Source organism: Phenylobacterium sp., from assembly GCF_025934275.1.
In the GTDB taxonomy this organism is placed as follows: Bacteria; Pseudomonadota; Alphaproteobacteria; order Caulobacterales; family Caulobacteraceae; genus Phenylobacterium.
Window position 1 is genome coordinate 31,772 of the sequence record NZ_JAICYI010000015.1, and the last position, 25,775, is coordinate 57,546.

General features: G+C 70.2%; 28 protein-coding genes. 14 read left to right on the forward strand and 14 right to left on the reverse strand.

Annotated features, from left to right (window positions below; genetic code table 11):
• Window positions 1-94 precede the first annotated feature (94 nt).
• The 7 genes from rpoZ to Q0W60_RS05800 all read left to right on the forward strand — a co-directional run bounded on the left by rpoZ (window position 95) and on the right by Q0W60_RS05800 (window position 6,873).
• Window positions 95-454: a DNA-directed RNA polymerase subunit omega gene (gene rpoZ, locus Q0W60_RS05770; RefSeq protein ID WP_297693500.1), complete on the forward strand. Its 360-nt coding sequence runs from the start codon at window positions 95-97 to the stop codon at window positions 452-454.
• A gap of 107 nt (window positions 455-561) precedes the next feature.
• The gene (locus Q0W60_RS05775) at window positions 562-2,736 is read left to right on the forward strand and encodes a bifunctional (p)ppGpp synthetase/guanosine-3',5'-bis(diphosphate) 3'-pyrophosphohydrolase (protein WP_297693555.1); all 2,175 of its coding nucleotides are present in this window, start codon (window positions 562-564) and stop codon (window positions 2,734-2,736) included.
• A gap of 84 nt (window positions 2,737-2,820) precedes the next feature.
• Window positions 2,821-4,404, forward strand: coding sequence for a DUF2334 domain-containing protein (locus Q0W60_RS05780; RefSeq protein WP_297693502.1), 1,584 nt, complete (start codon window positions 2,821-2,823; stop codon window positions 4,402-4,404).
• Between the two features lie 44 nt (window positions 4,405-4,448).
• Window positions 4,449-5,030, forward strand: coding sequence for an orotate phosphoribosyltransferase (gene pyrE, locus Q0W60_RS05785; protein WP_297693504.1), 582 nt, complete (start codon window positions 4,449-4,451; stop codon window positions 5,028-5,030).
• 75 nt (window positions 5,031-5,105) lie between these two features.
• Complete coding sequence (locus tag Q0W60_RS05790; protein WP_297693505.1) at window positions 5,106-5,864, forward strand: pyridoxine 5'-phosphate synthase; 759 nt, start codon at window positions 5,106-5,108, stop codon at window positions 5,862-5,864.
• On the forward strand, window positions 5,861-6,259 hold the full coding sequence (gene acpS / locus Q0W60_RS05795; protein ID WP_297693507.1) for a holo-ACP synthase: 399 nt from the start codon (window positions 5,861-5,863) through the stop codon (window positions 6,257-6,259). The genes Q0W60_RS05790 and acpS overlap by 4 nt, the downstream gene beginning before the upstream one ends.
• A gap of 110 nt (window positions 6,260-6,369) precedes the next feature.
• Window positions 6,370-6,873 (forward strand): nuclear transport factor 2 family protein, encoded by a 504-nt coding sequence (locus Q0W60_RS05800; protein WP_297693509.1) that lies wholly within the window; start codon window positions 6,370-6,372, stop codon window positions 6,871-6,873.
• Between the two features lie 66 nt (window positions 6,874-6,939).
• Here Q0W60_RS05800 and Q0W60_RS05805 read toward each other — a convergent pair whose 3' ends face one another.
• From Q0W60_RS05805 to Q0W60_RS05815, 3 genes are all read right to left on the reverse strand, one after another.
• A complete protein-coding gene (locus Q0W60_RS05805) occupies window positions 6,940-7,803 on the reverse strand; it encodes a polysaccharide deacetylase family protein (protein WP_297693511.1) in 864 nt (287 codons plus the stop codon).
• A 183-nt stretch (window positions 7,804-7,986) separates the two neighbouring features.
• On the reverse strand, window positions 7,987-8,409 hold the full coding sequence (locus Q0W60_RS05810) for a hypothetical protein (RefSeq protein ID WP_297693513.1): 423 nt from the start codon (window positions 8,407-8,409) through the stop codon (window positions 7,987-7,989).
• Window positions 8,410-8,453: 44 nt separating this feature from the next.
• Window positions 8,454-10,013: a winged helix-turn-helix domain-containing protein gene (locus Q0W60_RS05815; RefSeq protein WP_297693515.1), complete on the reverse strand. Its 1,560-nt coding sequence runs from the start codon at window positions 10,011-10,013 to the stop codon at window positions 8,454-8,456.
• Between the two features lie 138 nt (window positions 10,014-10,151).
• On the opposite strand from Q0W60_RS05815, the gene Q0W60_RS05820 reads away from it, so the two are divergent.
• A complete protein-coding gene (locus Q0W60_RS05820) occupies window positions 10,152-10,376 on the forward strand; it encodes a tautomerase family protein (RefSeq protein WP_297693517.1) in 225 nt (74 codons plus the stop codon).
• A gap of 78 nt (window positions 10,377-10,454) precedes the next feature.
• Here Q0W60_RS05820 and Q0W60_RS05825 read toward each other — a convergent pair whose 3' ends face one another.
• On the reverse strand, window positions 10,455-11,117 hold the full coding sequence (locus tag Q0W60_RS05825; RefSeq protein WP_297693519.1) for a hypothetical protein: 663 nt from the start codon (window positions 11,115-11,117) through the stop codon (window positions 10,455-10,457).
• 208 nt (window positions 11,118-11,325) lie between these two features.
• On the opposite strand from Q0W60_RS05825, the gene lepB reads away from it, so the two are divergent.
• The 5 genes from lepB (at window position 11,326) to recO (ending at window position 15,177) form a co-directional block, all read left to right on the forward strand.
• Window positions 11,326-12,105 (forward strand): signal peptidase I, encoded by a 780-nt coding sequence (lepB, locus tag Q0W60_RS05830; RefSeq protein ID WP_297693521.1) that lies wholly within the window; start codon window positions 11,326-11,328, stop codon window positions 12,103-12,105.
• 10 nt (window positions 12,106-12,115) lie between these two features.
• Window positions 12,116-12,835, forward strand: coding sequence for a ribonuclease III (gene rnc, locus Q0W60_RS05835; protein WP_297693524.1), 720 nt, complete (start codon window positions 12,116-12,118; stop codon window positions 12,833-12,835).
• Window positions 12,832-13,761, forward strand: a complete 930-nt coding sequence (gene era, locus Q0W60_RS05840; RefSeq protein ID WP_297693525.1) for a GTPase Era — start codon at window positions 12,832-12,834, stop codon at window positions 13,759-13,761. The genes rnc and era overlap by 4 nt, the downstream gene beginning before the upstream one ends.
• A gap of 85 nt (window positions 13,762-13,846) precedes the next feature.
• Window positions 13,847-14,380, forward strand: a complete 534-nt coding sequence (locus Q0W60_RS05845) for a nuclear transport factor 2 family protein (RefSeq protein ID WP_297693527.1) — start codon at window positions 13,847-13,849, stop codon at window positions 14,378-14,380.
• 65 nt (window positions 14,381-14,445) lie between these two features.
• Window positions 14,446-15,177, forward strand: coding sequence for a DNA repair protein RecO (recO, locus tag Q0W60_RS05850; protein WP_297693528.1), 732 nt, complete (start codon window positions 14,446-14,448; stop codon window positions 15,175-15,177).
• On the opposite strand, the gene Q0W60_RS05855 is transcribed toward recO, so the two are convergent.
• The 8 genes from Q0W60_RS05855 to rpsF all read right to left on the reverse strand — a co-directional run bounded on the left by Q0W60_RS05855 (window position 15,174) and on the right by rpsF (window position 23,570).
• On the reverse strand, window positions 15,174-16,397 hold the full coding sequence (locus Q0W60_RS05855; RefSeq protein WP_297693530.1) for a TonB family protein: 1,224 nt from the start codon (window positions 16,395-16,397) through the stop codon (window positions 15,174-15,176). The two genes, recO and Q0W60_RS05855, sit on opposite strands and share 4 nt — an antisense overlap.
• The gene (locus Q0W60_RS05860) at window positions 16,394-16,756 is read right to left on the reverse strand and encodes a BlaI/MecI/CopY family transcriptional regulator (RefSeq protein WP_297693532.1); all 363 of its coding nucleotides are present in this window, start codon (window positions 16,754-16,756) and stop codon (window positions 16,394-16,396) included. Before Q0W60_RS05860 ends, Q0W60_RS05855 begins: the two co-directional genes overlap by 4 nt.
• 94 nt (window positions 16,757-16,850) lie before the next feature.
• Window positions 16,851-18,341 (reverse strand): replicative DNA helicase, encoded by a 1,491-nt coding sequence (locus Q0W60_RS05865; protein WP_297693534.1) that lies wholly within the window; start codon window positions 18,339-18,341, stop codon window positions 16,851-16,853.
• A 142-nt stretch (window positions 18,342-18,483) separates the two neighbouring features.
• Window positions 18,484-19,527, reverse strand: coding sequence for a hypothetical protein (locus Q0W60_RS05870; protein WP_297693536.1), 1,044 nt, complete (start codon window positions 19,525-19,527; stop codon window positions 18,484-18,486).
• A 178-nt stretch (window positions 19,528-19,705) separates the two neighbouring features.
• Entirely contained in the window at window positions 19,706-22,144 is a 2,439-nt protein-coding gene (locus Q0W60_RS05875; protein WP_297693538.1) for a TonB-dependent receptor, read from the reverse strand.
• 165 nt (window positions 22,145-22,309) lie between these two features.
• Window positions 22,310-22,900 carry a 50S ribosomal protein L9 gene (gene rplI / locus Q0W60_RS05880; RefSeq protein WP_297693540.1) on the reverse strand — a complete coding sequence of 197 codons (591 nt, stop codon included), beginning with the start codon at window positions 22,898-22,900 and terminating at the stop codon, window positions 22,310-22,312.
• Between the two features lie 12 nt (window positions 22,901-22,912).
• On the reverse strand, window positions 22,913-23,188 hold the full coding sequence (gene rpsR, locus Q0W60_RS05885) for a 30S ribosomal protein S18 (protein ID WP_297693543.1): 276 nt from the start codon (window positions 23,186-23,188) through the stop codon (window positions 22,913-22,915).
• Between the two features lie 19 nt (window positions 23,189-23,207).
• On the reverse strand, window positions 23,208-23,570 hold the full coding sequence (gene rpsF, locus Q0W60_RS05890) for a 30S ribosomal protein S6 (protein ID WP_297693545.1): 363 nt from the start codon (window positions 23,568-23,570) through the stop codon (window positions 23,208-23,210).
• Between the two features lie 237 nt (window positions 23,571-23,807).
• On the opposite strand from rpsF, the gene Q0W60_RS05895 reads away from it, so the two are divergent.
• The gene (locus tag Q0W60_RS05895; protein ID WP_297693547.1) at window positions 23,808-24,368 is read left to right on the forward strand and encodes a DUF2059 domain-containing protein; all 561 of its coding nucleotides are present in this window, start codon (window positions 23,808-23,810) and stop codon (window positions 24,366-24,368) included.
• Window positions 24,369-24,371: 3 nt separating this feature from the next.
• Here the strand turns inward: Q0W60_RS05895 and Q0W60_RS05900 are convergent, their stop codons facing one another.
• A complete protein-coding gene (locus Q0W60_RS05900) occupies window positions 24,372-24,914 on the reverse strand; it encodes a peroxiredoxin (protein ID WP_297693549.1) in 543 nt (180 codons plus the stop codon).
• Between the two features lie 64 nt (window positions 24,915-24,978).
• The coding region (locus Q0W60_RS05905; RefSeq protein WP_297693551.1) for a zinc-binding dehydrogenase at window positions 24,979-25,775 on the reverse strand (797 nt) is incomplete at its 5' end.

A 25,775-nucleotide genomic window follows, 5' to 3' on the forward strand; every position in this document is an offset into this window, starting at 1 on the left:
CCTTCTCTTCGCCCCCTGCGACCGTTCCCGCATTGCACAAAAACCCCCCGCCCTCTATCTTCCAGGGTCCTCCCCCTGCGCCCCTGAGGTCTCCATGGCTCGCGTCACCGTCGAAGACTGCATCGATAAGGTCCCCAACCGGTTCGGCCTGGTTCTGCTTTCGGCGCACCGCGCGCGGGGCATCTCCGCCGGATCGCAGATCCTGGTCGATCGCGACAACGACAAGAACCCGGTGGTGGCGCTGCGCGAGATCGCCGATGATGTGGTCGATCCCGAGGAACTGCGCGAAGGCCTGATCGGCACGCTGCAGCGCGTCGACGAGCGTTCCGAGGCGGAGGAAGAGGCCGAAACCCTCGCGCTGCTGGCCGACCCCACTCACACGCAGATGAGCGAGATGGAGCTGGTGCGCGCGCTGCAGAGCGACCGCGATGGCGGTCAGGAGGAGCGGTACTGAACGCCGAAGGCGCAGAACCGCTAGCCCAGACGACGGCGAACCCGCCCGCCGCCACGCCCCCGGACGGCCCCAAGACAGACACCCCGCGCGCGGTCGGCCGTCCGAAGCTGCTTCGCCAGTTCGAGCTGATCGAGAAGGTCCGCTCCTACGATCCCACCGCCGACGAGGCGTTGCTCAATCGCGCCTACGTCTACGCCATGCGCATGCACGGGGCGCAGAAGCGGGCCTCGGGCGATCCCTATTTCGCCCATCCCATCGAGGTGGCGGGCATCCTCACCGACTACCGGCTCGACACCGCGACGATCGTCACCGCGCTGTTGCACGACGTGATCGAGGACACCCCGGTCACCCGCGCCGAGATTGACGAGCTGTTCGGCCCGGAGATCGGCGAGCTGGTCGAGGGTGTCACCAAGCTTTCCAAGCTTGAGCTCTCCTCGGAGCGGCTGCGGCAGGCGGAGAGCCTGCGGAAATTCATCCTGGCGATCTCTCGCGACGTGCGCGTGTTGATGGTCAAGCTTGCCGACCGGCTGCACAACATGCGCACGCTGCAGCACATCAAGCAGCCCGCCAAGCGCGAGCGCATCGCCCGCGAGACGCTCGACATCTACGCCCCGCTCGCCCGCTCAATCGGCATGCACCGGATGACCACCGAGCTGGAGGAGCTGGCCTTCGAGCACCTGAACCCGGTGGCCCATTCGGCGATCTGCCGCCGCCTCGAGACCTTGCGGCACGACCAGGGCGGGGCCGTGGCCATGGCGTCGGGCGAGATCGCCAGCCGGTTGGACGCCGCGGGAATCCCGGCGCGCGTCTTCGGCCGCGAGAAGCACCCCTATTCGATCTGGCGCAAGCTGCAGCGCAAATCGATCGGCTTCTCCCAGCTCTCCGACATCTACGCCTTCCGGGTGATCGTCGATTCCGAGGAGGACTGCTACCGCGCGTTGGGCGTCATCCACCGCGCCTGGCCCTCGGTGCCGGAGCGGTTCAAGGACTTCATCTCCACGCCGAAGCGCAACAACTACCGCTCGCTGCACACCACCGTCGTGGGGCCCAAGGGCATGCGCATCGAGATGCAGATTCGGACCGAGGCCATGGACCGGGTCGCCGAGGAGGGGGTCGCCGCGCACTGGCGCTACAAGAACCATGAGGAGCAGTACGGCTTCGACGTCGAGCACCAGAAGGAGGCCGGCGGCCGCGATCCGCTGGTCAACCTGCGCCACCTCGTCCAGGTGCTGGAGCACGGCGGCGACGCCGAGGAGCTGGTCGAGCACGCCAAGCTCGAGATGTACCTCGACCAGGTGTTCGTGTTCACGCCCAAGGGCCAGCTGGTCAGCCTGCCCCGGGGCGCCATGCCGCTCGACTTCGCCTACGCCGTCCACACCGACATCGGCGATTCCACGGTCGGGGTGAAGATCAACGGCGAGCTCAAGCCGCTGCGCACCGTGCTGCAGAACGGCGACGTGGTGGAGGTGATCCGCGGCGGCCGCCCGGCCGTCCCGCCGGACTGGCGCTCGCTCACCGTCACCGGCCGCGCCCGCTCGGCGATCCGCCGGCACATCCGGCTCACCGAGCGCGAGGAGTTCACCAAGCTCGGCCGCGCGACCGTCCAGCAGACCTTCGAGAGCGTCGGCAAGACGCTGAAGGACGTCTCGCTGCGCCCGGCGCTCGACCGCTTCGCGGCCGGCAGCGAGGACGACCTGTTCGAGGCCGTCGGCCGCGGCCGCACCTCGCCGCCGCAGGTGCTCGAGGCCATCTTCCCGGGGCTCAAGGTCTCCGAGCGCGAGGTGGCGGCCGCCCGCCGGCGCATCGAGGGCGGCAAGCAGGCCAGGCTCTACGTCCGCGGCGGCGGGCTCACGCCGGGCGTCTCGATCCACTTCGGCGAGTGCTGCTCGCCGGTGCCGGGCGACCGCATCGTGGGCATCCTGGAGAGCGACGGGCGAGGACTCGCAGTCCACACCATCGACTGCGAGCGGCTGGCCGAGTTCGAGGATCGCGAGGAGCTCTGGCGCGACCTGCAGTGGACGCCGGAAGCCGAGCGCAACGCCATCGCCCGGGCGCGGCTCACCGCCACCATCCGCAACGCGCCGGGCGTGCTCGGCCAAGTCTGCACGATCATCGGCCAGGCTGGCGGCAACATCATGAATCTCAGGATGCGCCACCGGCAGTCGGATTTCTTCGACGTGGACATCGACGTCGACGTCAACGACGCCCGTCACCTGACCCACATCGCCGCGGCCCTGCGCGCCAACCCGAGCGTCGAAACCGTGGACCGGACGAAGGCCTAGTTCTTCTCTCCGGCCGTCGCCGGTTAACCCAATCTCATCCACTCCGCCGCTAGCTGAGCGGCAGGGTCGTGGGGCGGTGGCATTTTGCGGGTCTGGCGTCTCATCCTCGGGCTGCAGCTGGCCGCCCTCGTGGGCGGCCTCGCCGTCCTGGCCTGGACCCTGGTCGCACCGGCCGCCGCCATCCGTCCCCCGCCGGCGCGCTATCTCGTGCTCTTCCAGACCGAGCCGGCCGGCCCCGGCACGCGGTTCTACGGCCTGCTGACCGCCAACCTGCTCGGCCGCTTCGGTCGCGCCGAACTGCAGGACCTGGCCGGCTACCGCCCCGGCGAGAGCGCGCGCTACGCCGCGACGTTCGTCCTGCCGGCCTATGGCGGCGCGCCCGCGCCGCCGGCACTGCTGGCCGACGTCCGCCGCGCGCGGCGCCCGGTGGTCTGGGTGCAGCATGGCGCCGCCCAGCTGTTCGCCGACCCCGACTACGCCCGCGTCGTCGGCTGGCGGGTCTCGCCGCCGCGGCCGGCCGACTACCTCTCGGTCGTCTACAAGGGCCAGGCCTTCACCCGCGACCGCCGCGCCGCCGCCCAGGTCGCCGAAGCCGAGGTGCTAGATCCCACCCGCGTCCAGCCGCTCGCCTGGGCGGTCGCGCCGGACGGCCGACGCACGCCCTGGGCGCTCCGGGCCGGCGCCTTGACCTATGTGCTCGAAGCGCCGTTCGCCTATGCGACCGAGGACGACCGCTACGTCGCCTTCGCGGGCCTCTTGTTCGACATCCTCGCCCCCGATGCGCCGGAGCGGCATCGCGCGATGGTCCGGATCGAGGACGTCGGTCCCGAGGCCGACCCGCAGCGCATCCGCGCGCTGGCGGACCTCCTGGCGGGAGAGGGCGTGCCGTTCTCGCTGGCCGTCTACGACGGCTACCGCGATCCGCTCGGCCACTTCACCCACGGCCGTCCGCTCGCCTTCGAGCTGCACGACCGCCCCGCGCTGGTGAGCGCCCTGCGCTACGCGGTCTGGCGCGGCGGCGTGCTGGTGGCCCACGGCCACACCCATCAGTTCGGCCGCACGCCCAACCCCTACGCGGCGGTGAGCGGCGGCGACTACGAGTTCATCGCCGCCCGCCTGCAGCCCGGCGGCGGATTTGGGGTCGCCGGTCTCCTGCCGGGGGACAGCGTTCCCATGTGGCGCGACCGGCTCGCGGCGGCCGAGCGCGGCTGGCGCGCCGCCGGCCTTGAGCCGCCCGATATCTTCACGACCCCGCATTATGCCGCCTCGCCCAGCGCCTATCAGGCCTTCAAGGCGCGCTTTGCAGCCCGCTACGAGCGGGTCACTTACTTTCCCAAGGCCGCGATCTTCGGCCCGTATGATCAGTTCTTCCCCTTCGAGACCGTCGACCAGCGCGGTGACGTCATCCTGCCAGAGGACCTGGGCTATCTCGCCCGGGGGCAGCGCGGCCCGGGCTTCGGCCGCTCCAGCCAGGCGCTGATCGCCACCGCCCGGCGCGACCTCGTGGTGCGCGACGGGTTCGCGAGCTTCTTCTTCCACTGGTACGAGGATCCGCGGGAGCTGATGGCGACGGTGCGCGGCCTGCGCGCGCTGGGCTACCGGTTCGTCTCGCCGCGAGCGGTGCTGCGCGACACCGAGCTTGCGCCATTCGCGCCCCAGCCGCGGTAGCCCCGCCTTCCGCTCGCCCGCGAACCGGACTATGTGCGCAGCGCATGGACACGGACGAGGTGCTGGAGGAATTCCGCGGCGCGGGCGCGCTGCGCCAGGGCCATTTCATCCTGGCCTCGGGCCGGCATTCGCCGATGTTCCTGCAGAAGAACCTGGTCTTCCAGTATCCGGAGCGGACGGCGCGGCTCTGCAAGGCGCTGGCGGAGAAGATCGAAGCGCGGTTCGGCAAGCCCGACGTCATCGTCGCCCCGGCCGTCGGCGCCATCATCCCAGGCTACGAGACCGCCCGCTGGCTGGGCGTGCCGGCCCTCTACGTCGAGCGCGAGGAGGGCCGCTTCAAGCTCCGCCGCGCGTTCAGCATCGCGCCCGGCGCCAAGGTGGTGGTGGTCGAGGACGTGATCACCACCGGCGGCTCCTTCCGCGAAGCCGTCGAGCCGATCGAGGCGGCCGGCGGCAAGGTGCTCTGCTGCGCCTGCCTGGTCGACCGCTCCGGCGGCCGCGCGGAGGTGGGCTGGCCGCTGGTGGCGCTGGCGACGGTCGACGTGCCCTCCTACGCCCCCGACGAGATTCCCCCCGATCTCGCCGCCATCCCGGCCGAGGAACCGGGCTCCAAGCGCCTGAAGTGATCCCAGCCAAGTTCGTGTGGTTCGTGCGGCGCGTGGTTCCTATGTAATGACCGGGTAGTCGGAGGAAGAGCAGGCGTGTCCAAGATCCGTCTCGGCGTGAACATCGACCACGTGGCGACCGTCAGGAATGCGCGGGGCGCGGCCTATCCGGATCCGGTGCGCGCGGCCGAGATGGCGCTCGCCGCCGGCGCCGACGGCATCACCGCCCACCTGCGCGAGGACCGCCGCCACATCTCCGATGCCGACATCGACGCGCTCGCCGCGATCACCCGGCGCCGCGGCCGGCCGCTGAACCTCGAGATGGCCGCCACGCCCGAGATGGAGGCCATCGCGCTGGCCCACCTGCCGCACGCCGCGTGCCTGGTGCCCGAGCGGCGCGAGGAGGTGACCACAGAGGGCGGGCTCGACGTGGTGCGCGGCCACAATCAGATCGCGCCGGTCATCGGCCGGCTGGCCGCCGCCGGCATCCGCGTCTCCTGCTTCGTCGAGCCGGATCCCGCTCAGATCGCGGCCGCGAGGGAATGCGGCGCGGCGGTCGTCGAGCTGCACACCGGCGCCTGGTGCGACGCCGCGCGGGAGCGCTCGCCGGACGCCGCCGCCCTGCTCGCGAAGCTTCGCGCCGCCGCCGCCCAGGCCGCGGGACTGGGCCTGGAGGTCCACGCGGGGCATGGCATCGACTACGAGACCGTCAAGCCGATCGCCGCCATTCCTGAGCTCGTCGAACTCAACATCGGCCATTTCCTCATCGGCGAGGCGATCTTCATCGGCCTCGGACCCGCCATCCAGCGGATGCGGGCGCTGATGGACGAGGCTCGTTCGGTGAGGGCCGCTTGATCCTCGGCATCGGCTCGGACCTCTCCGACATCCGCCGGATCGAGCAGAGCCTGGCGCGTTTCGGCGAGCGGTTCACGCACCGCGTCTTCACCGAGACCGAGCGCGCCCGCTCGGAGCGCAAGCCCGACCGCGCCGCCTCCTACGCCAAGCGCTTCGCGGCCAAGGAGGCCTGCGCCAAGGCGCTGGGCACCGGCATCCGCAGGGGCGTCTTCTGGCGCGACATGGGCGTGGTCAACATGCGTTCCGGCCAGCCCACCATGGCGCTGACCGGCGGCGCGGCCGCGCGCCTGGCCGAGATCCTGCCGCCGGGCGCCAAGCCGGTGATCCACCTCTCGCTCACCGACGATCACCCCTACGCCCAGGCCTTCGTGATCATCGAGGCTGTGGACGGATAGCCGTTCGGGGCTCACGCAGGCTGCGGGTGGGCGGCCGGCTGCGGTGAGGCATCTTGCCGGACGGCGTTTGTTGACGCCAATCTGGCGCGCACGAAAGAGGGACCTTCACCATGCGATTCAGCACCTTCGCGCTCGCCGCCTTGGCGGCCGCATCCCTCGCCGGCTCCGCCTCGGCCGCGCCGGCCAAGTCCGACCACGATCAGATCGTGGCGCTGGAGAACGGCTTCACCGCCGCCTTCAACGCCAAGGACATCGGCAAGATCATGTCCTGCTACGCCAAGCAGGGCCTCTTCGTGTTCGACGTCACACCCCCACGCCAGTACGTCGGTTGGGAGGCCTACCGGAAGGACTGGCAGGGTCTCTTCAAGCAGTTCTCGGGCCCGGCGAAGATGGCTATTTCCGATCTGCACGTCGACGTCGTGGGTCCGGTGGCCTGGGGCCACTCCATCCAGGACGTCACGCTCTCGGACGCCAAGGGCGGCAAGAACCACATCGTGGTCCGGGTCACCGACGTCTATCGCAAGTTCGGCGGCCAATGGCGCATCGTCCAGGAGCACGTCTCGGTGCCGGTCGATCTGGACACCGGCAAGGCGGACACGCTCTCGAAGCCCTAGCGCTTCAACGCCGCTTCGCCCTGCCGCGCTCGGCCGTCGTCTCCCTGGGCGGCAGATCGTCCGGCATCAGGCCGCCTCAAGCGCGCCCGCCCGCTGCAGCTCGCGCAGGGGCCGGTAGCTGATCGGGATCAGGCTCTCGGCCTCGATCAGCGCCCGGATCTCCGGGTCTACAGCGACCGCGTGGTCGTCCACCCGGATCTGCGCCTCGGTGAGGTCGTAGCCCCTGAGCTCCGGCCCGTCGAAGACCGGGTGCACGAGGAATTCGGCGACCGTCCCGGGTTTCAGCCGTGGCATCACCGTGCGCATCTGCTCGCCGGTGGGCCGGCCCCACTGCGCCCAGACCTCGTCGGCGAAGAGGATGCCCCGCCCGGCCGCCGGCGCGCGGCTCTCGAAGCCCAGCACCGGCTCGGCCCGCGCGCTCACCATCCTGACCGGCAGGCGGAATTCCTCGGCGAGCGCCAGGTAGACCTCGAAGAAGCGGGGATCGAGCTGCACCGTGCCCATGTGCGAATCCAAGTGCGTGACGTCCACGCCCCAGGCGTAAGCCTGCTCGATCTGCGCCCGGCACTCCGCCGCCACATCTTCCACCCGCGCCCGCTCGCGCGCCTCGGCCACCGTCCACGGCAGGTAGCCCTGGTTGTCGTGCAACGACTTGGCGCCGGTGAGCGAGCGCCAGCGGTAGGTCGGATATTCCGCCGTCAACACGAGATGCACGCCCACGTCCTGGCCCGCGAACAGCTCCACGGCCTCCCGCGCCCAGGGGCAGGGGACCATCAGGGTGGCGCTCGTCGCCACGCCCCTCTGCATGGCCTCCAGGCTGGCGAGGTTCGCCGCATGGCTGGAGCCGATGTCGTCGCAGTTGATGATCACCAGCCGCGCGTCCGGCGCGTAGCCCAGGCGTTGCGGCAGCGAAGCTTCGGGGCGGGTCATCGCGGGCTCCCTTCTCGGGCCCAGGCTGCCACCGAACCGGCGCCCGCGCCAAGCCGCGCGTAGCGCTGCGCCCCTCGCGCGACGGTGTTACCGCCCACCCTCGGGCAAGGACGACGCCAACCTGCTGCAGATCTTCCAGACCAGGGATGACGTCGCCATCCTACGGCCGGCCAGTGAGGCGCCTCAGCGCGCCTTCCAGACCACCAGGTCGTAGCGGCCGCGCGCGCCGTCCGCGGCGCTGACGTCCAGCCTGACGCCCCGGCCGAGCTTCGCGCCCAGCCGCAGGAACGCCCCGCCTGGGTCCGCGTACAGCCGCGGGTCGTCGGCCATGCTGTCGACGCAGGTCCTGAGCGGCCAGGGGAAGGGGCGCCTGCCGAGGCTCGCCTGCGCCGCCTCGCAGAACGCGCGGGCCGGCCCGCTCGTCGCGTCTGCGCCGCAGCTGACCTCGTCGCCGCTCACCGCCAGCGAGAGACGTTGCGGCTCGCCCGTGCGCTGCGCCTCCGCCGCCAGGCCTTTCAGCGCCGTACAGAGCGCCGGCGCCTCGGCGGCGCGGGCCGCCGGGGCGGTGAGGGCGAGCGTCAGAACGAGCAGGGCGGGGTGGATCATGGCGCGACTATAGCTTCGCCGCGCCCTCGCACCATCGGCCGCGATCAGGACGGCATCTGCAGCCGCCGCAGAGCCTCCGCGATCCGCCGCCGGGTCGCCGCCTCCCGGAAGGGAAAGGCCTGCAGGAAGTCGGCGGCGCGCAGTTTCGGGTTGCGGCGCCTGGCGGAGGCGGCCCAGGCGGCGGCGCGCGCCTCGTCGCCGTTCATGGTGTGGCCCACGGCGGCGATCATCTCGATCAGCGGGTGCGCGCCGGGCGCGCGCGCCGCCTGTTCGCCCCATTCGGCGGCCTGGGCGGGATCCCCCGTCACCATGTGCGACATCGCCTTCACCCCGAGCATGCCGTAGGCCAGGGGATCGAGCGGGCTCAGCGACAGCGCCGCGTCCGCGCTCGCGCGGCCGGCGTCGGCCGCGCCGAGCATGGTTTCGCTCCAACCGCGGGAATATTTCGCCTGGGCGTAGTTGGGGTTGAGCCGAACGGCCCGCTCGAGCCACGGCAGGCTCGCCTCCAATTCGCCGGTGAGCCAGAAGGCCCGCCCCATGACCAGGTTGCAGAACGGATCCAGGGCGTCGCGCTCCAGCGCGGCCTCGGCGGTGCGCCTGGCCAGGGCCGCCGCCCGGGCCGCATCGTCGGTGAAGCTCAGGAAGGCGGTCTCGAACTGGGCGAAGGAGAGGCCCGCATGCGCCCGCGCGAAGCCCGCCTCCAGCGCGATCGCCTGCTCGAACAGCGCCGCCGCGCGCGCCGTGCCCTCCTGGTTGAAGCGATACATGTGGCGCAGGCCCAGGTGATAGGCGGACCAGGCGTCGAGGCTCTCCGGCGCGCTGAGCTGTGCGCGCCGCGCCTCGTTGAAAGGGATCTGCAGCTCCAGCGCTCCGATCACCGCCTGCGTCACCTGTTCGCGGATCTCGTGCACCGCCGCCAGCGGCGCCTGGAACTGCTCGCTCCACAGCACCCGCCCATCGCGCGTGTCGCTGAGCTCGACGTTGACCGCCATGGCCGCGCCGTCGATCTCCACCGCACCGGAGAGGCAGTAGCGGACCTTCAGCGCCTCGCGCACCTTCTCCAGGGTCGCCTCGGGCCCGCGGAAACGGAACGACGAGCCGCGGGCGATCACGAACAGCCAGCGAAAGCGCGACAGGGCGGTGATCAGGTCATGCGGCAGGGCCTCGGCGATCCAGGCGCTGGGCCCCGGCTCGCCGAGCACGGCGAAGGGCAGGACGGCGAGCGAAGGGCCCTCCGCGGGCGGCGCGTCGCCCGGCCCCGGCTGCGGCGCCGCCGGAGCAGGCTCGAGACCGCGTTCCACCTCGACCGCGGCCACGAAGCGCAGGCCCAGCTTCGGCACGGTGCGGATGACCTGCTGCGTCGCCCCGTCGTCCCCGACGGCGCGCCGGGCCGACTTGATGCGGCTGGAGATCGCCGCGTCCGAGACGATCCGCCCGTTCCAGATGCTCTCGATGATCTCGTCGCGGCCGACCAGCCGATGCCGGTTCTCGATCAGCAGGCGAAGAAGCGCCAGGACCTGCGGTTCGACCGCCACGACGTCTCCGCCCGAGCGGAGTTCGTACGTCGAAGTGTCGAGACGGAATGTCCCGAAGCGATAGATCATCCGGGCTCAGCCTAGCATATCTCCAGACCTCCTCCCAAAAGCCTCCAGGCGCTCTCCAAGCGGCGCCGGCCGAACCCGCGCAAGCTCTCACCATGGCTCCGGTGACAGGCGCCGGGCCGCGAACAAGGAGGGCTTCAGATGCCGCTCGTGACGATCGACGTGATCAAGGACGCTTTCACTCCCACCCAGAAGCACGACCTCATCCAGCGGGTCACCGACGCCATGGTGTCCGTGGAGGGCGAGGCGCTGCGCGGCGTCACCTGGGTGAAGGTGAACGAGATCGAGCAGGGCGACTGGGCGATCGGGGGACAAGCGCTGACCGCCCGCGACGTCCAGAACATGGCCGCCTCGAAGGCCGCCTGACGTGAGCCGGGGCGGCTCCCGACCCGCCCCGGCCGCTCACCGCGGCAGCATCGTCCGGCTCGCGATACGGCTGCGGAATCAAGGTTCTGCGGGACTGGTTGTCCGGACCGCCTTGATCCATTCGAGCCCGAGGCGGCCGTGGCCGATGACCAGGCGCGCGGTCGCCGATTGCGGCATCGCCTCGAGCTGCGAGCGCGGCGTATGGATACCGGTGATCGGGACCTCGAGCGCATCGTAGACCCGGCGCCGCGCGCCCCAGTCAAGGACCTCGCGCGATCCGGGCCATGGCCGAAGCGAGACGTAGAGCGTCCGCCGGCCGGGATCGCGTTGCAGCGTCTCGTGCTTGGCCACGACCGGCACGTCGCGCTGTGCGACCGGCGTGCCGCAGCCGTTGACGATTCCGCCCACGCCCAGGAGCCAGCCGGTCGCCGCCAGGGCCAAACCCAGCCGGTACATGATCCGCATGATCGTCGGCAGCTTGGGCGGCAGGCTCCGCCCTGGAACGACCGCGAAGCTGAGCAAGAAAAAGGCGACCATTGCGCCCAGGCCGGTCGCGTAAACGGTCCGATCGGACACGAGAGGCGGCCAAACCTCGACCATGACCAGCATTATGATCGGGCCGCCGAGGATGAATGCCAGCTGGGCGAGCGACGAGACGACCTGCGGGAGGAGAGGTTTGCTGGAATCCACTCCCCAACGGTTCAGGCCAGCCGGCCACCACGATGGGCCCAAGTCGGCCATTCGGCGGCTCCCCGGATGGATCGAGAGCAGCCTAAGCCCGCCCGGTTAACCCGCGATTAGCGCTGGCCTGGCGAATGGAACCCGCCGCCGGCCGCCTGGCTTACGGCGCGGTCATGAGCAGAAGTTCACGGGCATCAGCCTTGCTCATGCCGTATCCAGCGCGTAGCAACAGCCCGTCCGGCGCGCCGGACGCGATCCAGGACCATCCATGAGCGAGAACGTGGCCGCGCAGAGCCAAACGAAAACCAGCGCCGCGGGGGAAGTCGTCGAGATCATCAAGACGGTCGTCTACGCCCTGCTGATCGCCCTGTTCCTGCGGGTGATCTTCTTCCAGCCCTACACCATCCCTTCGGCCTCGATGGAGCCCAACCTCTACGAAGGCGACTACATCATCGTCTCCAAGTGGACCTATGGCTGGTCCCGGCACTCGATCCCGTTCAGCCCGCCGCTGTTCCACGGCCGCATCCTCGAGCGCCAGCCGCACCGCGGCGACATCGTCGTCTTCAAGCTGCCCCGCGACAACCACACCGACTACGTCAAGCGGCTGATCGGCCTGCCCGGCGACCGAATCCAGATGAAGAAGGGCCTGCTCTACATCAACGGCGCGCAGGTGCCGCGGCAGTACGCCGGCACGGTCAAGGAGGACACCGGCTACGGCTTCGTGCGCGACGTGTTCCGCTACCGCGAGACCCTGCCCGGGGGCGCCACCTTCGTCACCGACGACTGGGGGCCCGACAATGACCTCGACAACACCGGGGTCTTCGTCGTGCCCGAGGGCCACTACTTCATGATGGGCGACAACCGCGACAACTCCTCCGACAGCCGGGTGGCGCCGGCCGACGGCGGCGTCGGCTTCGTGCCGGCCGAGAATCTCGAGGGCAAGGCGCAGATCATCCTGCTCTCCTGGAAGCCGGGCGCCTCGATCTTCAAGCCGTGGACCTGGGTGCTCGACGCCCGCCCGAGCCGCTTCGCGCACCTTCTCCAGTGACCCGCGGGGCATGAACGGGAGGGCCGCGGCGGTCGAGGCCCTGCAGACGCGGATCGGGCATTTCTTCGCCGACCGCGATCTCCTGGAGCGAGCGCTCACCCATTCCAGCGTCGGCGACGGCGCCAAGGAGGTGCGCCACAACGAGCGTCTGGAGTTCCTCGGCGACCGGGTGCTCAACCTGTGCGCCGCCGAGCGGCTGATGGCGCTGTTTCCCGACGTGCGGGAGGGCGAGATGTCGCGGCTCCTGGCAGGCCTGGTGAATTACCACGCCTGCGCCCGGATCGCCCGCCGGATCGGGCTGCAGGAGGCGCTCAGGCTCTCCGCCAGCGCCACCAAGGTGGGCGCCCGCCGCTCCGACGCCGTCCTCGGAGACGCCTGCGAAGCCCTGATCGCGGCGCTCTACATCGATGGCGGACTGGAGGCCGCGCGCGCCTTCTTCCTGAACACCTGGACCGAGGAGTTCGACCGCCTCGACGAGCCGCAGAGGAAGGATCCCAAGACCCAGTTGCAGGAGTGGGCGCAGGGCCGCGGGCTGCCGCTGCCGCGCTACGAGATCATTTCCAGCGAAGGTCCGGCGCATGCGCCGTGCTTTACCGTCGAGGTGGGGGTGGAGGGCTTCCCCCCGGAGCGCGCCCAGGGCCGCTCGCGCCAGGACGCCGAGAAGGCCGCCGCCCAGGTCATGCTCCTGAAACGGGAAGGCCCGCCGGACGAGCGGACGCTGGCGCCATGAGCGATGAGCCGCGCCGTGCGGGCTTCGTCGCCATCATCGGCGCCCCCAACGCCGGCAAGTCGACCCTCACCAACCGGCTGGTCGGCGCCAAGGTGTCGATCGTCACCCAGAAGGTGCAGACCACCCGGTTCCCGATCCGCGGCGTGGCGATCGAGGGCGCCGCGCAGATCGTGCTCGTCGACACCCCGGGCATCTTTCAGCCGCGCCGCCGGCTCGACCGGGCCATGGTGCGCGCCGCCTGGGGCCGGGCCGAGGAGGCCGACGCCGTGGTTCACCTGGTCGACGCCGCCGCCGAGCTCGGCCAGAGCCCCGCCGACCGGCGCGCCCAGGCCGATGTCGAAGCCATTATCGAGGGCCTCAAGCGGGCGGGCCGTGCGGCCATCCTGGCGCTCAACAAGGTGGAGGGCGTCAAGCGCGAGGCGCTTCTGGAGATTTCCAAAAGGCTTTTCGATACCGGCGTCTATGGCGAGGTCTTCATGATATCCGCCAAGACCGGGTCCGGCGTCGCCGACCTGAAGCGGCGTCTGGCCTCGCTGATGCCCGAGGCGCCCTGGTTCTATCCGGAGGACCAGACCGCCGACCTGCCCGCCCGTCTGATGGCCGCCGAGATCACCCGCGAAAAGCTCTACCTCCGCCTCCACGAAGAGCTGCCCTACGCGGCGGCCGTGGAGACCACGAAGTTCGAGGAGAAGACCGATGGCTCGGCGCGCATCGAGCAGACCATTTTCGTGCAGCGCGAGAGCCAGCGTCCGATCGTGCTCGGCAAGCATGGCCAGACGCTGAAATGGATCGGCCAGCACGCCCGCCAGGAGCTGGGCGAGCTTCTCGGCCATCCCGTTCACCTCTTCCTCCATGTCGAGGTCGACGAGGCCTGGCCCGAACGCCGCGAGCGCTACGCGGACCTGGGGCTCGATTTCGATGTCTGACCTTTACCTGTCCTCCCGGACTGCGCGCAGCGCCTCGCTGGGACCCTCAGCGCCCGATCGCGGTAAGCGCGCACAGCGGCCGAGCATGCGCCTCCTGTGGAGGCATCCGACGCCGTGGGTCGCGGCTCTCCGCTTCGCCGCGGCCGGGATGACGCTGAGCGGAGTCCTCGCCAACCCGGCGCCCGCCCAGACCCCCGATGAAGCCGCGGCCGCCGCGACCCTCGACGCGTTCCACGCCGCAGCGGCGCGTTCCGATTTCAACGGCTACTTCGACCTCTTCACGCCCGACGGGGTGTTCATCGGCACCGACGCCCACGAACGTTGGACCGTGCCGCAGTTCAAGGCCTACGCGAAAGCCTCCTTCGCGGCCGGCAAGGGTTGGGTCTACACGCCCCGCTCGCGCCACCTGACGCTGGCGCGCATTCCCTGCCGCTGCGTCGCGTACTTCGACGAAATTCTGGAGTCGAAGTCGTACGGGTCCAGCCGCGGCACCGGCGTGCTCCTGAAGACCCTGAACGGCTGGAAGGTCGCGCAGTACGCCCTCACGTTCCCGATCCCCAACGATCTGGCCAAGGACATGACCGACCGGATCAAGGCTTACGAGGGGAAGAAGAAGTAAGGACCCGCCGCGAGGGTCGAGATGGTCGGTCGGCCATCCGCGCAATCCGTGAAACAATCGCCCGCATGGAATTCGAGGACGAGGCGTTCGTGCTCGCAGCCCGCGCGCACGGCGAGACCGGGGCGGTGGTGGAGCTGCTGACCGCCCGGCATGGCCGCTACGCCGCGCATGTCGCCGGCGGCGCTTCGAAGCGCATGCGCCCCTTCCTGCAGGCCGGAGCCCCCGTGCTAGCGCGCTTCCGTGCGCGGACGCCCGAGCAACTCGGCTCCGCCGTCCTGGAGCCGCAAGGGGAGGGGCCCGCGGCGCTGTTCGACGACGCCCTGGCGCTGGCCGGGCTCTCCGCCGCCGCCGCCGTGGCGGCGGGCGCCCTGCCCGAGCGCGAGCCGCATCCGGGCGCCTACCTGGCCTTCCAGGCGCTTTCGCAAGCGCTGGCCGAACCGGATATCTGGCCGGCCGTCTTCGTCCGCTTCGAGGCCGGCCTGCTGGAGGAGCTGGGCTTCGCGCTCGATCTTTCCAAATGCGCCGTGACCGGCCAGGCGGACGACCTGGTCTACCTCAGCCCCCGCACGGGCCGCGCGGTGTCCAGGGGCGCCGGTGAGCCGTACAAGGATCGCCTCCTGCCGCTGCCGCCGTTCCTGCTGTCGGCCCAGTCGCGGCTCGAGGCCGGCGATGTCGCCGCCGGGCTCGCCCTCACCGCGCACTTTCTCGCCGCGTTCATCTTCAACCCGATGGACCGCCCTCTGCCCCCGGCGCGCCTCTGGCTCGTCGACCGGCTGCGGGAGGCGGGGAGGCTTTAGCTCGCGCGCGGCGGAGCCGGCGGCGTCGGAATGCGGAATTTGATCGGGATGCGCACCACGCCCCCGGCCACCGGTTGGCCGTCGCGGCTCATCGGCTTCATCTTGAACCGCTCGGAGAGCTTCAGCGCCGCCTCGCCGAAGCCCGCCCCGCGAGGATCCTCGGCAAGCACCTTGCAATGGATCAGCAGACCATCGCGCGCGACCCCGCACTCGATCGTCGCGCGTCCGCCCAGCCCGGACTTCCCGGCCGCGCGCGGATAGACGTCGGTGAGGTCGGAGGGGACCGGCTTCGTCGCCCAATCCGGCTTGGTTACGATGTGCCGCGCCTTGGCGCTCGCGGCCCACGCGCCGCTTCCGGCGGCCACGGCCAGCAGGACGGCGACGGCGAGGCCGGCGCGGCGCTCGCCGAGCGCCGGCAGGGGAGACTTCAGCATGGCGATCCTCTCCTTCAGGGGATGCTGGCCCTTGGCCGGCCAGTGGCAGCCGAGCGGCAGGGCCTGTTGCGCGAGCTGGGTCTTCAGGAGCAGTTCGCCGTAGAGCTGGCGCGCGCTCGGGAACCTGCCGATCACCGCTGCGTCGCAGGCGAGCTCCTGGTCGACGCGCATGAGGCGGACGCCCAGGTGGGCGAGCGGGTTGAACCAGCCCAGGCACTGGACCGCGCAGGCCGCGGCGTTGACCAAGGCGTCGCCGCTGGCGAGGTGGGCCCGCTCGTGCGTCAGGATCAGCGTCTGCTCCACCCGGCCGTAGCGCCTGTCGAAATCCGCCGGTGTGACGATCTGCGGCCTGAACGCGCCGATCAGGGCCGGGCCCGCGACGGCCCGCTCGGCGCGCAGCACGCCGCCTTCGCCGGCCACCGCCGTCAGCCGCCCGAGGCTCTTCAGGAACGCGGCCTGGCGCCTGGCCAGCATCATAACTGACGTGACCACGCCCAGCCCCCAGATCGTGACGAGGGCCGTGGCCCAGAGGTCCTGCGCAGCCGAGGAGGGCAGGGCCCGCGCCGCGGCCCTGCCGGCATTGGCGACGAACGGCGCGATGGCATCGCCGGTCCGGTGCGGGATCAGCACGGCGAGCGCAGCGAGGGGCGGGGCGATCCACAAGGCATAGACCGCCCGCGCGCCGAACCTCGGCCGCATCGGCCGGCGGAACGGCAGGATGGCGACGACCGCGAGGCCCGCGGCGAGATTGGCGGCCGCGACCGCCATCAACAGATCGCGCATCATGGGTCGAGCTCCCCGATCAGCTTTTTCAGCTCGGCAATGTCCTCGGCAGAAAGTTTGCGGTTCTTCGAGAAATGACTGACCAGCGGCGCCACGCGCCCGTCGAACAGCCGGTCAAGGAGGCCCTGGCTCTCCGACGCCACATAGGCCTCGCGCGCCAGCATCGGGCGGTAGAGGTAGCGCCGCCCGTCCTTCTCGGCGGCGATTGCGCCTTTCGTCAGGAGCCGGTTGATCAGGGTCTTCACGGTGCCGTCGGACCAGCCCTGGCCCTCGGCCACCTCGTCCATGATCTCCTCGGCGGTGAGCGGCGCCCGTCGCCACAAGGCTTCCATGATGACGCTCTCGGCGGCGCTGACCTTCATGAATGTTTACCTCCGTAAACGTCCGAATGTTTACGCGTGTAAACGTTAGAGTCAAGCCCTTCCGCGGCGGAGCCGGCCTACGCAGCGGCCGATTTCAGCGCGGGTCGTAGCGGCCGTCGCGGGCCAGGTTGCCGAACTTGGTGAGGTCCTCGTTGAAGGACAACTTGACGGTGCCGATCGGGCCGTGGCGCTGCTTGCCGATGATGATCTCGGCGAGGCCCTTCACCTGATCCATCTGCTCCTGCCACTTGAAGTGCTCTTCGCTGCCTTCGCGCGGCTCGAGGCGGCTCAGGTAGTAGCTCTCGCGATAGATGAACATCACCATGTCGGCGTCCTGCTCGATCGAGCCGGATTCCCGCAGGTCGGCGAGCTGGGGCTTCTTGTCCTCGCGGTTCTCCACCTGCCGCGACAGCTGAGCCAGGGCGATCACCGGGATCGCCAGCTCCTTGGCGAGCGCCTTCAGGCCCTGGGTGATGGCCGAGACCTCCTGCACCCGGTTCTCCTGCCGGCTGGCCAGACCCATGGTGATGAGCTGCAGGTAGTCGACGATCAAGAGGTCGAGCCCGACGGTGCGCTTCAGACGCCGGGCGCGCGCGGCGAGCTTGGCCAGGGTGATGCCGCCGGTGTCGTCGATGTAGAACGGGGCGTCCTGGATCTCGAGGGCGGCGTCGCGGACGCGACCGAACTCGGAGGCGTCGATCTCGCCCTTGCGCAGCCGGTCGCCGGAGACGCCCGAGACCTCCGCCAGCATGCGCATGGCCAGCTGATCGGCGCTCATTTCCAGCGAGAAGAACGCCACCACGCCGCCGCGCACGGTCTTCTTCGAGCCGTCAGGCTGGGGCTCCCAGGCATAGTTGCGCGCGACGTCGAAGCCGATGTTGGCCGCCAGCGACGACTTGCCCATGGAGGGGCGGGCGGCGATGACGACCAGGTCGGAGGGGTGCAGCCCGCCGATCTTGGAATCGAGGTCGATCAGGCCGGTGGAGAGGCCGGCCAGGCCGCCGTCGCGGCTGTGCGCCTCGGCCGCCATGGTGACCGCGCCGTGCAGCGCCTCGGCGAACGAGACGAAGCCCTGCGAGACGCCGCCGGTCTCGGCGAGCGCATATAACTGCTGCTCGGCCTGCTCGATCTGCTCCTTGGCGTCGAGCTCCGGATCGCCGTTGGCGGCCAGGGTGGAGATCTCGCCGCCGATGCGGATCAGGTCGCGGCGCAGCGCCAGGTCGTAGACGGCGCGGGCGTAATCCGGCGCATTGGCGGCCGGTGGGGCGCGGTCGACAAGGTCGGCCAGGTAGCGGACGCCGCCGAGCTCCTCGAACCCGGGGTCGCGGGCGAACTGCTCGGCGATCAGGATCGGCTCGGCGAGCTGGCCCTTGCGGATGTGCGCCTCGACCGTCTCGAACAGCCGCTGATGGAAAGGCTCGTAGAAGTGCCGCCCCTGCAGGTTGTCGCCGATCCGCTCGAAGGCGGCGTTGTCGTAGAGCAGCGCGCCGAGCAACGCCTGCTCGGCCTCGACGTTGGCCGGCGCGTGCGGGATGTCGACATCGTTGGAGACGGGGCGGAGATCGAGCGCCGGGACGATGGCCATGACTTACCGTTTAGCCGAAGCTTCCGACCGCTCCATGTGACAACCTCGCCGCGCGCGAAGCTGTCCACAGGAACGAATCAGCTGTGGACAAGCGTGAGCATGGGGCCCGACTGAAGCGGACGCAGGGTCGGAGAAGCGGCCGCTAGCGCCCCCGCTTGGCGGCCTCGGTCGCCGCATCGAGCCGCTTGATCCGCGCCTCATAGAGCTCGGCCAGCCGGTCTGGGTCGGTGACGCCGTTGCGGGCGTCCGCCCAGGCGAGCTGGCGCTGGCGCAGGGTGGCGCGATCGCTGTGGGCGTCGAGCGCCCGCGCATAGGCGGCGCGAAGCTCCCGCTGCAGATGGAGCAGGCGCGCATCGCCGCAGATGGCGCGGTCGGCGGGGGTCGGCGGGTTGACGCAGGCCTTGGAGCTCGGAGCCGCAGCGGCCGACTGGACGGGTCTTGCGATCTCCGGCGCGGCGGGCTCGACGGCCGGGCCGGCGGTCTCGCTCGCCGCCGATGTGGGTGCGCTCGGAGTCGCGGCGGGGGCCGGCGGCGGCGCCGTTTCCGCGGTGGTCGGCGTGCCGGCGGTGGGCGCAGGCGGCCCAGGGATCGGGGCGGTGTCGATCTCTGTGGTCTGAGCCGGCGGCGACGCCGGCTCCCCCGCCGCCGCCGTCGCTGCAGGGGCCGCGGCGGGTTGCGGCCGCAGGGCCGGCGCTTGCGGGAAAACCGCGGCGCCGGGTTCAGGGGCCGGCGGACGCGACTGGATCCCGAGTCCCAGCCCCATCACCAGGCCGAGCGCCACGCCGACCGAAAAGCCGAGAATGGGAAAGCCTCGGCGCTGCGGCGGTCGCGCAGAGGGCGGATCGCGGTCGGGCTTGGAGGCTCGCGGCGCCTTGCGTCGCCGCGGCGGCCGCTCATCGAGGCTCAGGGTGAGGTCCGCATCCATGGCGTCCTCGGCCGGCGCGTCGCCGGGGGCTGCGGTCGCCTCGGGCCTGACCGGGTCTCCATCGAAGGTCTCGAGCGAGTCGCCGAAATCGAGCGCGATCACCCGTGCGCGGCCGGCGGGGCTCCGCGCAGGATGGTTCCGGCGTTCCGCCATCTCCTGGAGGATCTGGTACGACTGGGCCGCCTGGCCGCGCTGGCGGGTGGAATCAAGGAGGTCGCGGAGCTCCGCCGCGCTCAGGGTGGAAAGGTCGACGTCGGGCATGGGCGGGTCTGGGCGATGATCTGGCCGCGTTGCAAATATCTGGCCGGCGCCCCGTCCTCCCGCCAGCGGCATCGAGTCTTAGGGGCTTGGACGGCGAAGGAAAACAGTCCGCATCGCCGCACGCGAAAACGGCGCGGAGATGGCCTCCGCGCCGCTGTCGTGGATCATCGCCCAGGGCTCACCAGGTGGCGCTGATCCGGGCGTAGATCCGGCGGCCGTTGAAACCGAACGGCGAGAACGAGCTCCAGGGCGCGGCGCCGGTGGTGTCGATCGACAGGGGGACCTGGTCCGGATACTCGTCGAACAGGTTCTCGGCCCCGAGCGCCAGCTCGACGCCGTGGCCGACCTTGTAGCGGCCCTCCAGGTCCACGATGGCGTGTGCGCCGACGTGCACGTCGCTCAACGAGTTGTCGGTGGTGCCGGGCGAAAGCACGTCGCCGTAGTAGGTCACCCGGCCGGTAGCGCTCCAGGCGTCGAGCGACCAGTCGGCCTGCAGGCCGGCCTTGTACTTCGGCGTGCCCCGTTCGAAGCGGTAGGTGGCCTGGCGGGCGAACAGATTGAGCGGGGTCGGCAGCAGGCCCGGCGCGCTGGTCGGCGTCTTGGTGACATCGAAGTCGTTCATGTTGCCCGACGCGGTGAACGCCAGGTCGCCCCACGGCTGGGTGTCCAACCGGTAGGTCGCGACGACGTCGAGGCCGCGGGTCTTGGTGTCGACGCCGTTGATGAAGAAGCGCGCGGCCGAGGCGCCGAGCGGCTGGATCGTCTGGCAGATGACGAAGCCGTTGGTGCCGGGCTTGGCTGTGGGATCGCAGGTGAAGTTCTCGGACAGCACGATGCGGTCCTTCACGTCGATCTCGTAGGCGTCGATGGTGACGTCGAAGCCGCCGGCGCGGATCACGGCGCCCAGCGAATAGTTCTTGGACTTCTCCGGCTGCAGGGGTTTTCCGCCCAGCGCCGCCGCGGCCTGGCTGGTCGGCGGGAACGTGCCGGTGTCGAACTGCACCGCGTTGATGAACAGGCTGGCGGTGGAGGTGAAGAACTCCTGCTGCAGGCTGGGCGCGCGGAAGCCGGATTCCGCCGAGCCGCGGAACGCCAGCCAGGGCGCGACCTCGTAGCGGAAGGAGACCTTGCCGGAGGTGTTGTCGCCGAAGTCGGAGTAGTGCTCCTCACGCACCGCGCCGGACAGCGTGAGCTGGTCGAGGACCTTGCCTTCCAGGGCCAGATAGCCGCCGACGTTGGTGCGGTGCACGCGGACCTCGTTGTCCGGCAGGAAGCCCGGGAAGCCCTGGGCGCCGACGCCGGCCGCGGTGGTCCCGTTCTGGAACGTCCCCTTGAGATACGAGAACGGCTCGCCCTGGCCGATACGGTAGCCCTCGTTGCGCGCCTCGACACCGAAGGCGACGTTCAGCGGCCCGGCCATGCCGACGTCGAAGTCGCGGTTGAAGTCGGCGTTCCCGACCAGCTGGTTGTAGATCAGCTTGCCTGCGTAGAAGTTGTGCGGCGAGGTCGGGCCGAGCGAGACGTTGATGGTGTCGACCGTGTCGTACCGCAGCCGGTTCCAGCCGTAATCGACGCTGAACACCGAGTGCCAGCCGGCCAGGTCGCCCTTCAGAGATGAGCCGAGGGTGTAGTCGTCGGAGTGGGTGCGGATGTGCGGCAGGAAGCCGTTCGGATAGACCGAGGGGATGTTCTTGGCGAGGTCGTTCGGCGCGCGGAAGGTCGCGGCGCTTTCGGTGTGGCGGTACTGGCCGCCGGCCCAGCCGTAGAGCTCCCAGCCATCGCCCAGCGGTTTGCCGGCGTTCACATACGCCGTGCCCTGGACCACACTTCCATCGCCGAAGCGGGAGTCGATCCCGAGCGCCGGGAAGCGGGGATCCTTGTCGCTTCGGTTGGTGGGATCGCGGTGCAGGTACTCGCCGGAGACCGTCAGGAAACCGTCGCCCAGCAGCTTGAACCCCTGCCAGGCGTCGGCCGTCAGCGTGGCGCCGTCGTGGATGTTCCGCTTGCCGCCGACAAAGCCGTCGAAGCTGGTGTCGAACTGGCCGAGGGTGAAGGATGCGCCGCCGCCTTCGGAGGCTTCCTTCAGCTTGATCGCCAGGACCCCGGCGATGGCGTCGGAGCCATAGAGCGCCGAGGCGCCGTCACGCAGCACCTCGATGTGGTCGATGGCGACGGTCGGGATGGTGTTGAGGTCCACGCCGGCCGAGCCGCGGCCGACCGAGCCGTTCAGGTTGACGAGCGCCGAGGGGTGGGCGCGCACGCCATTGACCAGCACCAGCGTCTGGTCGGGGCCCTGGCCGCGCAGGGTGGCCGGGCGGATGGCGTCGGTGCCGTCGGTGTTCGACGGGCGCGGAAAGTCGATCGAGGGGACGGTGATGGCGAGCGCCGCGCCGAGTTCGGTGGTGCCGACGTGCTTGAGGGTCTGGGAGCTCACCACGTCGACCGGCGACAGCGACTCCAGCGCCGAGCGTGGCTGGGCCCGCGAACCCGTGACCACCAACTCCTCTACTTCGGAGGGGGCGGCGGCCTTGGTGGCCGGGGCGGTCTGGGCGAAGGCGTGCGAGGAGACCAGCGCAGCGGCGGAGGCTGCGGTGAACAGCAAGATCCGTGATTTCATGGACGCAAGACCCCCTTGCGGTCCCGCAGCACGCGGGACCTTAACAATGATCAGGGGCCTAGCTAGGCGGCTTTGCTGCAACGCGGAATGACATTTTCGCAACAGCAGATGCAAAACGACTCGAAAAGGGCCTCCCGGGCCGCGTACTTTGTAAGGGCTGCGGCGTTACGCCTCGGCTTCGGTGAAGTCCGCGGCGATCTGGCCCGCCCCGCCTTCCAGCAGCTCGGCAGCCGCCTGATCCGCGGCGAGGCGCTCTTCTTCGAACGCCGCCGAGATTATGTTCTCGCCGCGCGCCTGACGCTCGGCCTCGTCTGGGCTGCGGGCGATGTTGAGCGTGACCGTGATGGACACCTCGGGATGCAGCCGGATCTTCACCTCATGCAGGCCGAGCGTCTTGATGGGCTTGTCCAGCACCACCATGGCGCGCTCGACCTTGCCGCCCTCGGCGTTGACCGCGTCGGCCACGTCGCGGCCCGACACCGAGCCGTAGAGCTGGCCGCTCTCGCCGGCCTGGCGGATCAGCACGTAGGAGGCGCCGTCCAGCTTCTCGCCGGACGTCTCCGCAGCCTGCTTGGCCTTGGCGTTGCGGGCCTCGATATCGGCGCGCTGACCTTCGAAGACCTTGAGGTTGGCCTCGGTGGCGCGCAGCGCCTTGTTGCGGGGCAGGAGGAAGTTGCGGGCGTAGCCGTCCTTGACGTTGACGACGTCGCCGAGGCCGCCGCGGCCTTCCACTCGCTCGAGCAGGATGACTTTCATAAGCCGGGCCCCTTACTTCACGACGTAGGGGAGCAGGGCCAGGAAGCGGGCGCGCTTGATGGCCCGGGCCAGCTCACGCTGCTTCTTGGCGGAGACCGCGGTGATCCGCGAGGGCACGATCTTGCCGCGCTCGGAGACGTAGCGCTGCAGGAGCTTGACGTCCTTGTAGTCGATCTTCGGGGCGTTGGCGCCCGAGAACGGGCAGACCTTGCGACGGCGGAAGAACGGGCGGCGGGCGCCGCCGGCTGCGGCCCCGGGGACGGGCGCGACGGAGGTTTCGTCGGTCATGGCGATGGCCTCCCTTTCCTTAGAATTGCGGGACGTCGTCGCGGCGTTCGCGGTCGCGATCGCGGCGGGCGAGGACGGGCGAGAGCTCGAGATCCAGCTCATCGACCCGGACGGTCAGGTGCCGCAGCACGTCCTCGTTGATGGACAGCTGCCGCTCCATCTCCTTGACGGCGTCGGGTGGACTGTCGATCGCCAGCAGGGAGTAGTGGCCCTTGCGGTTCTTCTTGATCCGGTAGGAGAGGTTGCGCAGGCCCCAGTACTCGATCTTGGCGACGGTCCCGCCGCCTTGCTCGATGACCGCCTTGAGCTGGTCGTTGAGGGCTTCGGCCTGTTGCGGCGAGATGTCCTGCCGCGAAATCACGACGTGTTCGTAGAGCGCCATTGGTCCTTCTTCCGGTTTGGAGGGCGGCGCCCCCGCGGTGGAAGATCCGCCGGGAACGATGGCTCTCTGCGCGGCGACCGGGGGCATGTCCGGCTCTTCGAAGGGCTCCGCGCGAGACCGCCTTCCGTGAAGAGGCGGGCAGATAGGCGAAAAGCGGTTGCCGGGCAAGGGGTTTTCGCCTTGCGGAAGCCGGTCTGCCCGCTAGGCTCCCTGCAACTTTGGGGGGAATCGCTGAAGATGATGAAGACCCTGATCGCCGCGGCGGCCGCGCTCGCGCTGATGACGCCACTCTGCGTCCATGCCGCGACGCCCGCGGATCGCGCGCCGGCCGCCGCCGCCGCCCCCGCCGCCAATCCCGAGGCCGAGGCGCTGGTGCGTCGCTATCTGGCGGCGGTGCACTTCGAACGCACCATGGACAGCATGCAGGCGGCCATGCTGCCGGTCATCGCCGCCCAGACCGCGCGCTCGAACAATCTCACCGCGGACGATCAGAAGATGGTCGTCGACATCGTGCGTCAGGTGATGCGCGACAAGATGATGCCGAAGATGATCGAGCGGATGGTTCCGATCTATGCTCAGACCTTCACCCTGGCCGAGCTGCAGGCCATGGTGAGCTTCTACGAGAGCCCGACCGGCCGCGCGATCACCGACAAGATCCCGACGCTCGCGCCGAGGAGCGCCGCGATCACCCGCGAGCTGATGCCGGAGATGATGGGCGAGGTGATGAGGCAGATCATCGCTCGCAAATGCCCGAACGGAAACTGCCAGCCGGCGACCCCGAAAGGGGCCGCCTCCTAGCCGCTACTTGTGCGCCGTCCGCCAGGCGGTCACGGCGGCGAGCGTCTTGTCGACGTGCTGGGTGGGATCAAGGTTGGAGTAGACGTCGATGATCTGGCCGTTCGGCGCGACGACATAGGAGGTCCGGTTCGACCAGTCGGGCTTCTGGGCGAGCACGGCGTCGTATTCCTTGGCGATCTTGACGCCCGGATCGGCGGCCACCGGGAACTTGCCGCCACAGTGCTCCGTCTCCTTCGAGAAGTCGGCGAGCTGGTCGACGTTGCCGGCGGTCACCCCGATCACCGAGGCCTTTTCGGCCTTGAACTTGTCGATCGCCTCAGAGAACAGGTGCGCCTCCAGGTTGCAGCCCGTGGTGTGGGCGGCGGGGAAGAAATAGACCACCACCGGCCCCTTCTTGAGCGCGTCGGCGAGGTTGAAGGTGAAGGGCTGTCCGGCGAGGTAGGCAGGCGCGCTGAACTCGGGCGCCTTCGCGCCCGGCTTGAGCTCCGCTAGCGCAGGCGTGGCGAGCAGTGCGGCGGCCGCGGCGGCGGCGATCATGGCTTTCATGGCGGGTCTCCCGGGCTTCAGCGGGCCGGACACTACAACCGAACCTTGTTTCTTCGCCAGGGCCTCAGGCGCCGGGCTCGACCAGGATCTTCACATGGGCCTCCGGATCGGCGAGGTCCTCGAAGGCCCGAGCGACGCCGGTCAGCGGCGCCTTGCCGGTGACCAGGCCGGAGACGTCGATCACGCCCTCGGCCAGCTGGCGCAAGGTTCCGGCGAACTCCTCGGCCGTGTAGCCCAGGATGAAGGTGAGCTCGATCTCCTTGGTGATGGCGATCGACGGCTCGATCCGGTCGCTCTCCATGCAGACGCCAGCGACCACGATCCGGGCGCCGGCCGGGGCGGCCTCGATGAGCGCTTCCAGCACGCCGGGCGCGCCGACGCATTCGAACACCACCGGCTGGGCGTAGGTCTTGCCCATCATCCGCAGGAGGGACTGCGCGGCCCGCGTCTTAGGAACCCCGAGGTCCTCCCACCGCTCGTGCGGCGACTCTTTGGCGGGATCGATGACGACGTCGGCGCCCAGCCGCTCCGCGGCGGCCCGGCGGCGCGGGGAGAAGTCGGCGGCGATCACCGGCCCGTGGCCGGCGGCCTTCAGCGCGCCGATCACGGCCAGGCCCACCGGTCCGCAGCCGATCACCAGCGCCACGGAGCCCTTCTCGAGCCGCGCCTTGGCGACCGCGTGGGCGCCCACCGCGAACGGCTCGGTGAGCGCGGCCTTGTCGGTGGGCAGGCCGTTAGGGACCTCCAGCAGCATAGCCTCGGTGAGCAGCATCCGCTCGGCGAAGCCGCCCGGGAGACGGTTGGAGAAGCCCAGCGCCTCGACTCCCGCAGCGGTCATGGTGAGCGGCATGCTGACCACCC

What these genes read in the sequence shown, in the direction of transcription:
- rpoZ (WP_297693500.1), top strand. Translation starts at nt 95, where the DNA reads ATGGCTCGCGTCACCGTCGAAGACTGCATCGATAAGGTCCCCAACCGG.
- pyrE (WP_297693504.1), top strand. Translation starts at nt 4,449, where the DNA reads ATGGACACGGACGAGGTGCTGGAGGAATTCCGCGGCGCGGGCGCGCTG.
- Q0W60_RS05800 (WP_297693509.1), top strand. Translation starts at nt 6,370, where the DNA reads ATGCGATTCAGCACCTTCGCGCTCGCCGCCTTGGCGGCCGCATCCCTC.
- Q0W60_RS05805 (WP_297693511.1), bottom strand. Translation starts at nt 7,803, where the DNA reads ATGACCCGCCCCGAAGCTTCGCTGCCGCAACGCCTGGGCTACGCGCCG.
- Q0W60_RS05810 (WP_297693513.1), bottom strand. Translation starts at nt 8,409, where the DNA reads ATGATCCACCCCGCCCTGCTCGTTCTGACGCTCGCCCTCACCGCCCCG.
- Q0W60_RS05815 (WP_297693515.1), bottom strand. Translation starts at nt 10,013, where the DNA reads ATGATCTATCGCTTCGGGACATTCCGTCTCGACACTTCGACGTACGAA.
- Q0W60_RS05820 (WP_297693517.1), top strand. Translation starts at nt 10,152, where the DNA reads ATGCCGCTCGTGACGATCGACGTGATCAAGGACGCTTTCACTCCCACC.
- Q0W60_RS05825 (WP_297693519.1), bottom strand. Translation starts at nt 11,117, where the DNA reads ATGGCCGACTTGGGCCCATCGTGGTGGCCGGCTGGCCTGAACCGTTGG.
- lepB (WP_297693521.1), top strand. Translation starts at nt 11,326, where the DNA reads ATGAGCGAGAACGTGGCCGCGCAGAGCCAAACGAAAACCAGCGCCGCG.
- rnc (WP_297693524.1), top strand. Translation starts at nt 12,116, where the DNA reads ATGAACGGGAGGGCCGCGGCGGTCGAGGCCCTGCAGACGCGGATCGGG.
- era (WP_297693525.1), top strand. Translation starts at nt 12,832, where the DNA reads ATGAGCGATGAGCCGCGCCGTGCGGGCTTCGTCGCCATCATCGGCGCC.
- Q0W60_RS05845 (WP_297693527.1), top strand. Translation starts at nt 13,847, where the DNA reads ATGCGCCTCCTGTGGAGGCATCCGACGCCGTGGGTCGCGGCTCTCCGC.
- recO (WP_297693528.1), top strand. Translation starts at nt 14,446, where the DNA reads ATGGAATTCGAGGACGAGGCGTTCGTGCTCGCAGCCCGCGCGCACGGC.
- Q0W60_RS05855 (WP_297693530.1), bottom strand. Translation starts at nt 16,397, where the DNA reads ATGATGCGCGATCTGTTGATGGCGGTCGCGGCCGCCAATCTCGCCGCG.
- Q0W60_RS05860 (WP_297693532.1), bottom strand. Translation starts at nt 16,756, where the DNA reads ATGAAGGTCAGCGCCGCCGAGAGCGTCATCATGGAAGCCTTGTGGCGA.
- Q0W60_RS05865 (WP_297693534.1), bottom strand. Translation starts at nt 18,341, where the DNA reads ATGGCCATCGTCCCGGCGCTCGATCTCCGCCCCGTCTCCAACGATGTC.
- Q0W60_RS05870 (WP_297693536.1), bottom strand. Translation starts at nt 19,527, where the DNA reads ATGCCCGACGTCGACCTTTCCACCCTGAGCGCGGCGGAGCTCCGCGAC.
- Q0W60_RS05875 (WP_297693538.1), bottom strand. Translation starts at nt 22,144, where the DNA reads ATGAAATCACGGATCTTGCTGTTCACCGCAGCCTCCGCCGCTGCGCTG.
- rplI (WP_297693540.1), bottom strand. Translation starts at nt 22,900, where the DNA reads ATGAAAGTCATCCTGCTCGAGCGAGTGGAAGGCCGCGGCGGCCTCGGC.
- rpsR (WP_297693543.1), bottom strand. Translation starts at nt 23,188, where the DNA reads ATGACCGACGAAACCTCCGTCGCGCCCGTCCCCGGGGCCGCAGCCGGC.
- rpsF (WP_297693545.1), bottom strand. Translation starts at nt 23,570, where the DNA reads ATGGCGCTCTACGAACACGTCGTGATTTCGCGGCAGGACATCTCGCCG.
- Q0W60_RS05895 (WP_297693547.1), top strand. Translation starts at nt 23,808, where the DNA reads ATGATGAAGACCCTGATCGCCGCGGCGGCCGCGCTCGCGCTGATGACG.
- Q0W60_RS05900 (WP_297693549.1), bottom strand. Translation starts at nt 24,914, where the DNA reads ATGAAAGCCATGATCGCCGCCGCCGCGGCCGCCGCACTGCTCGCCACG.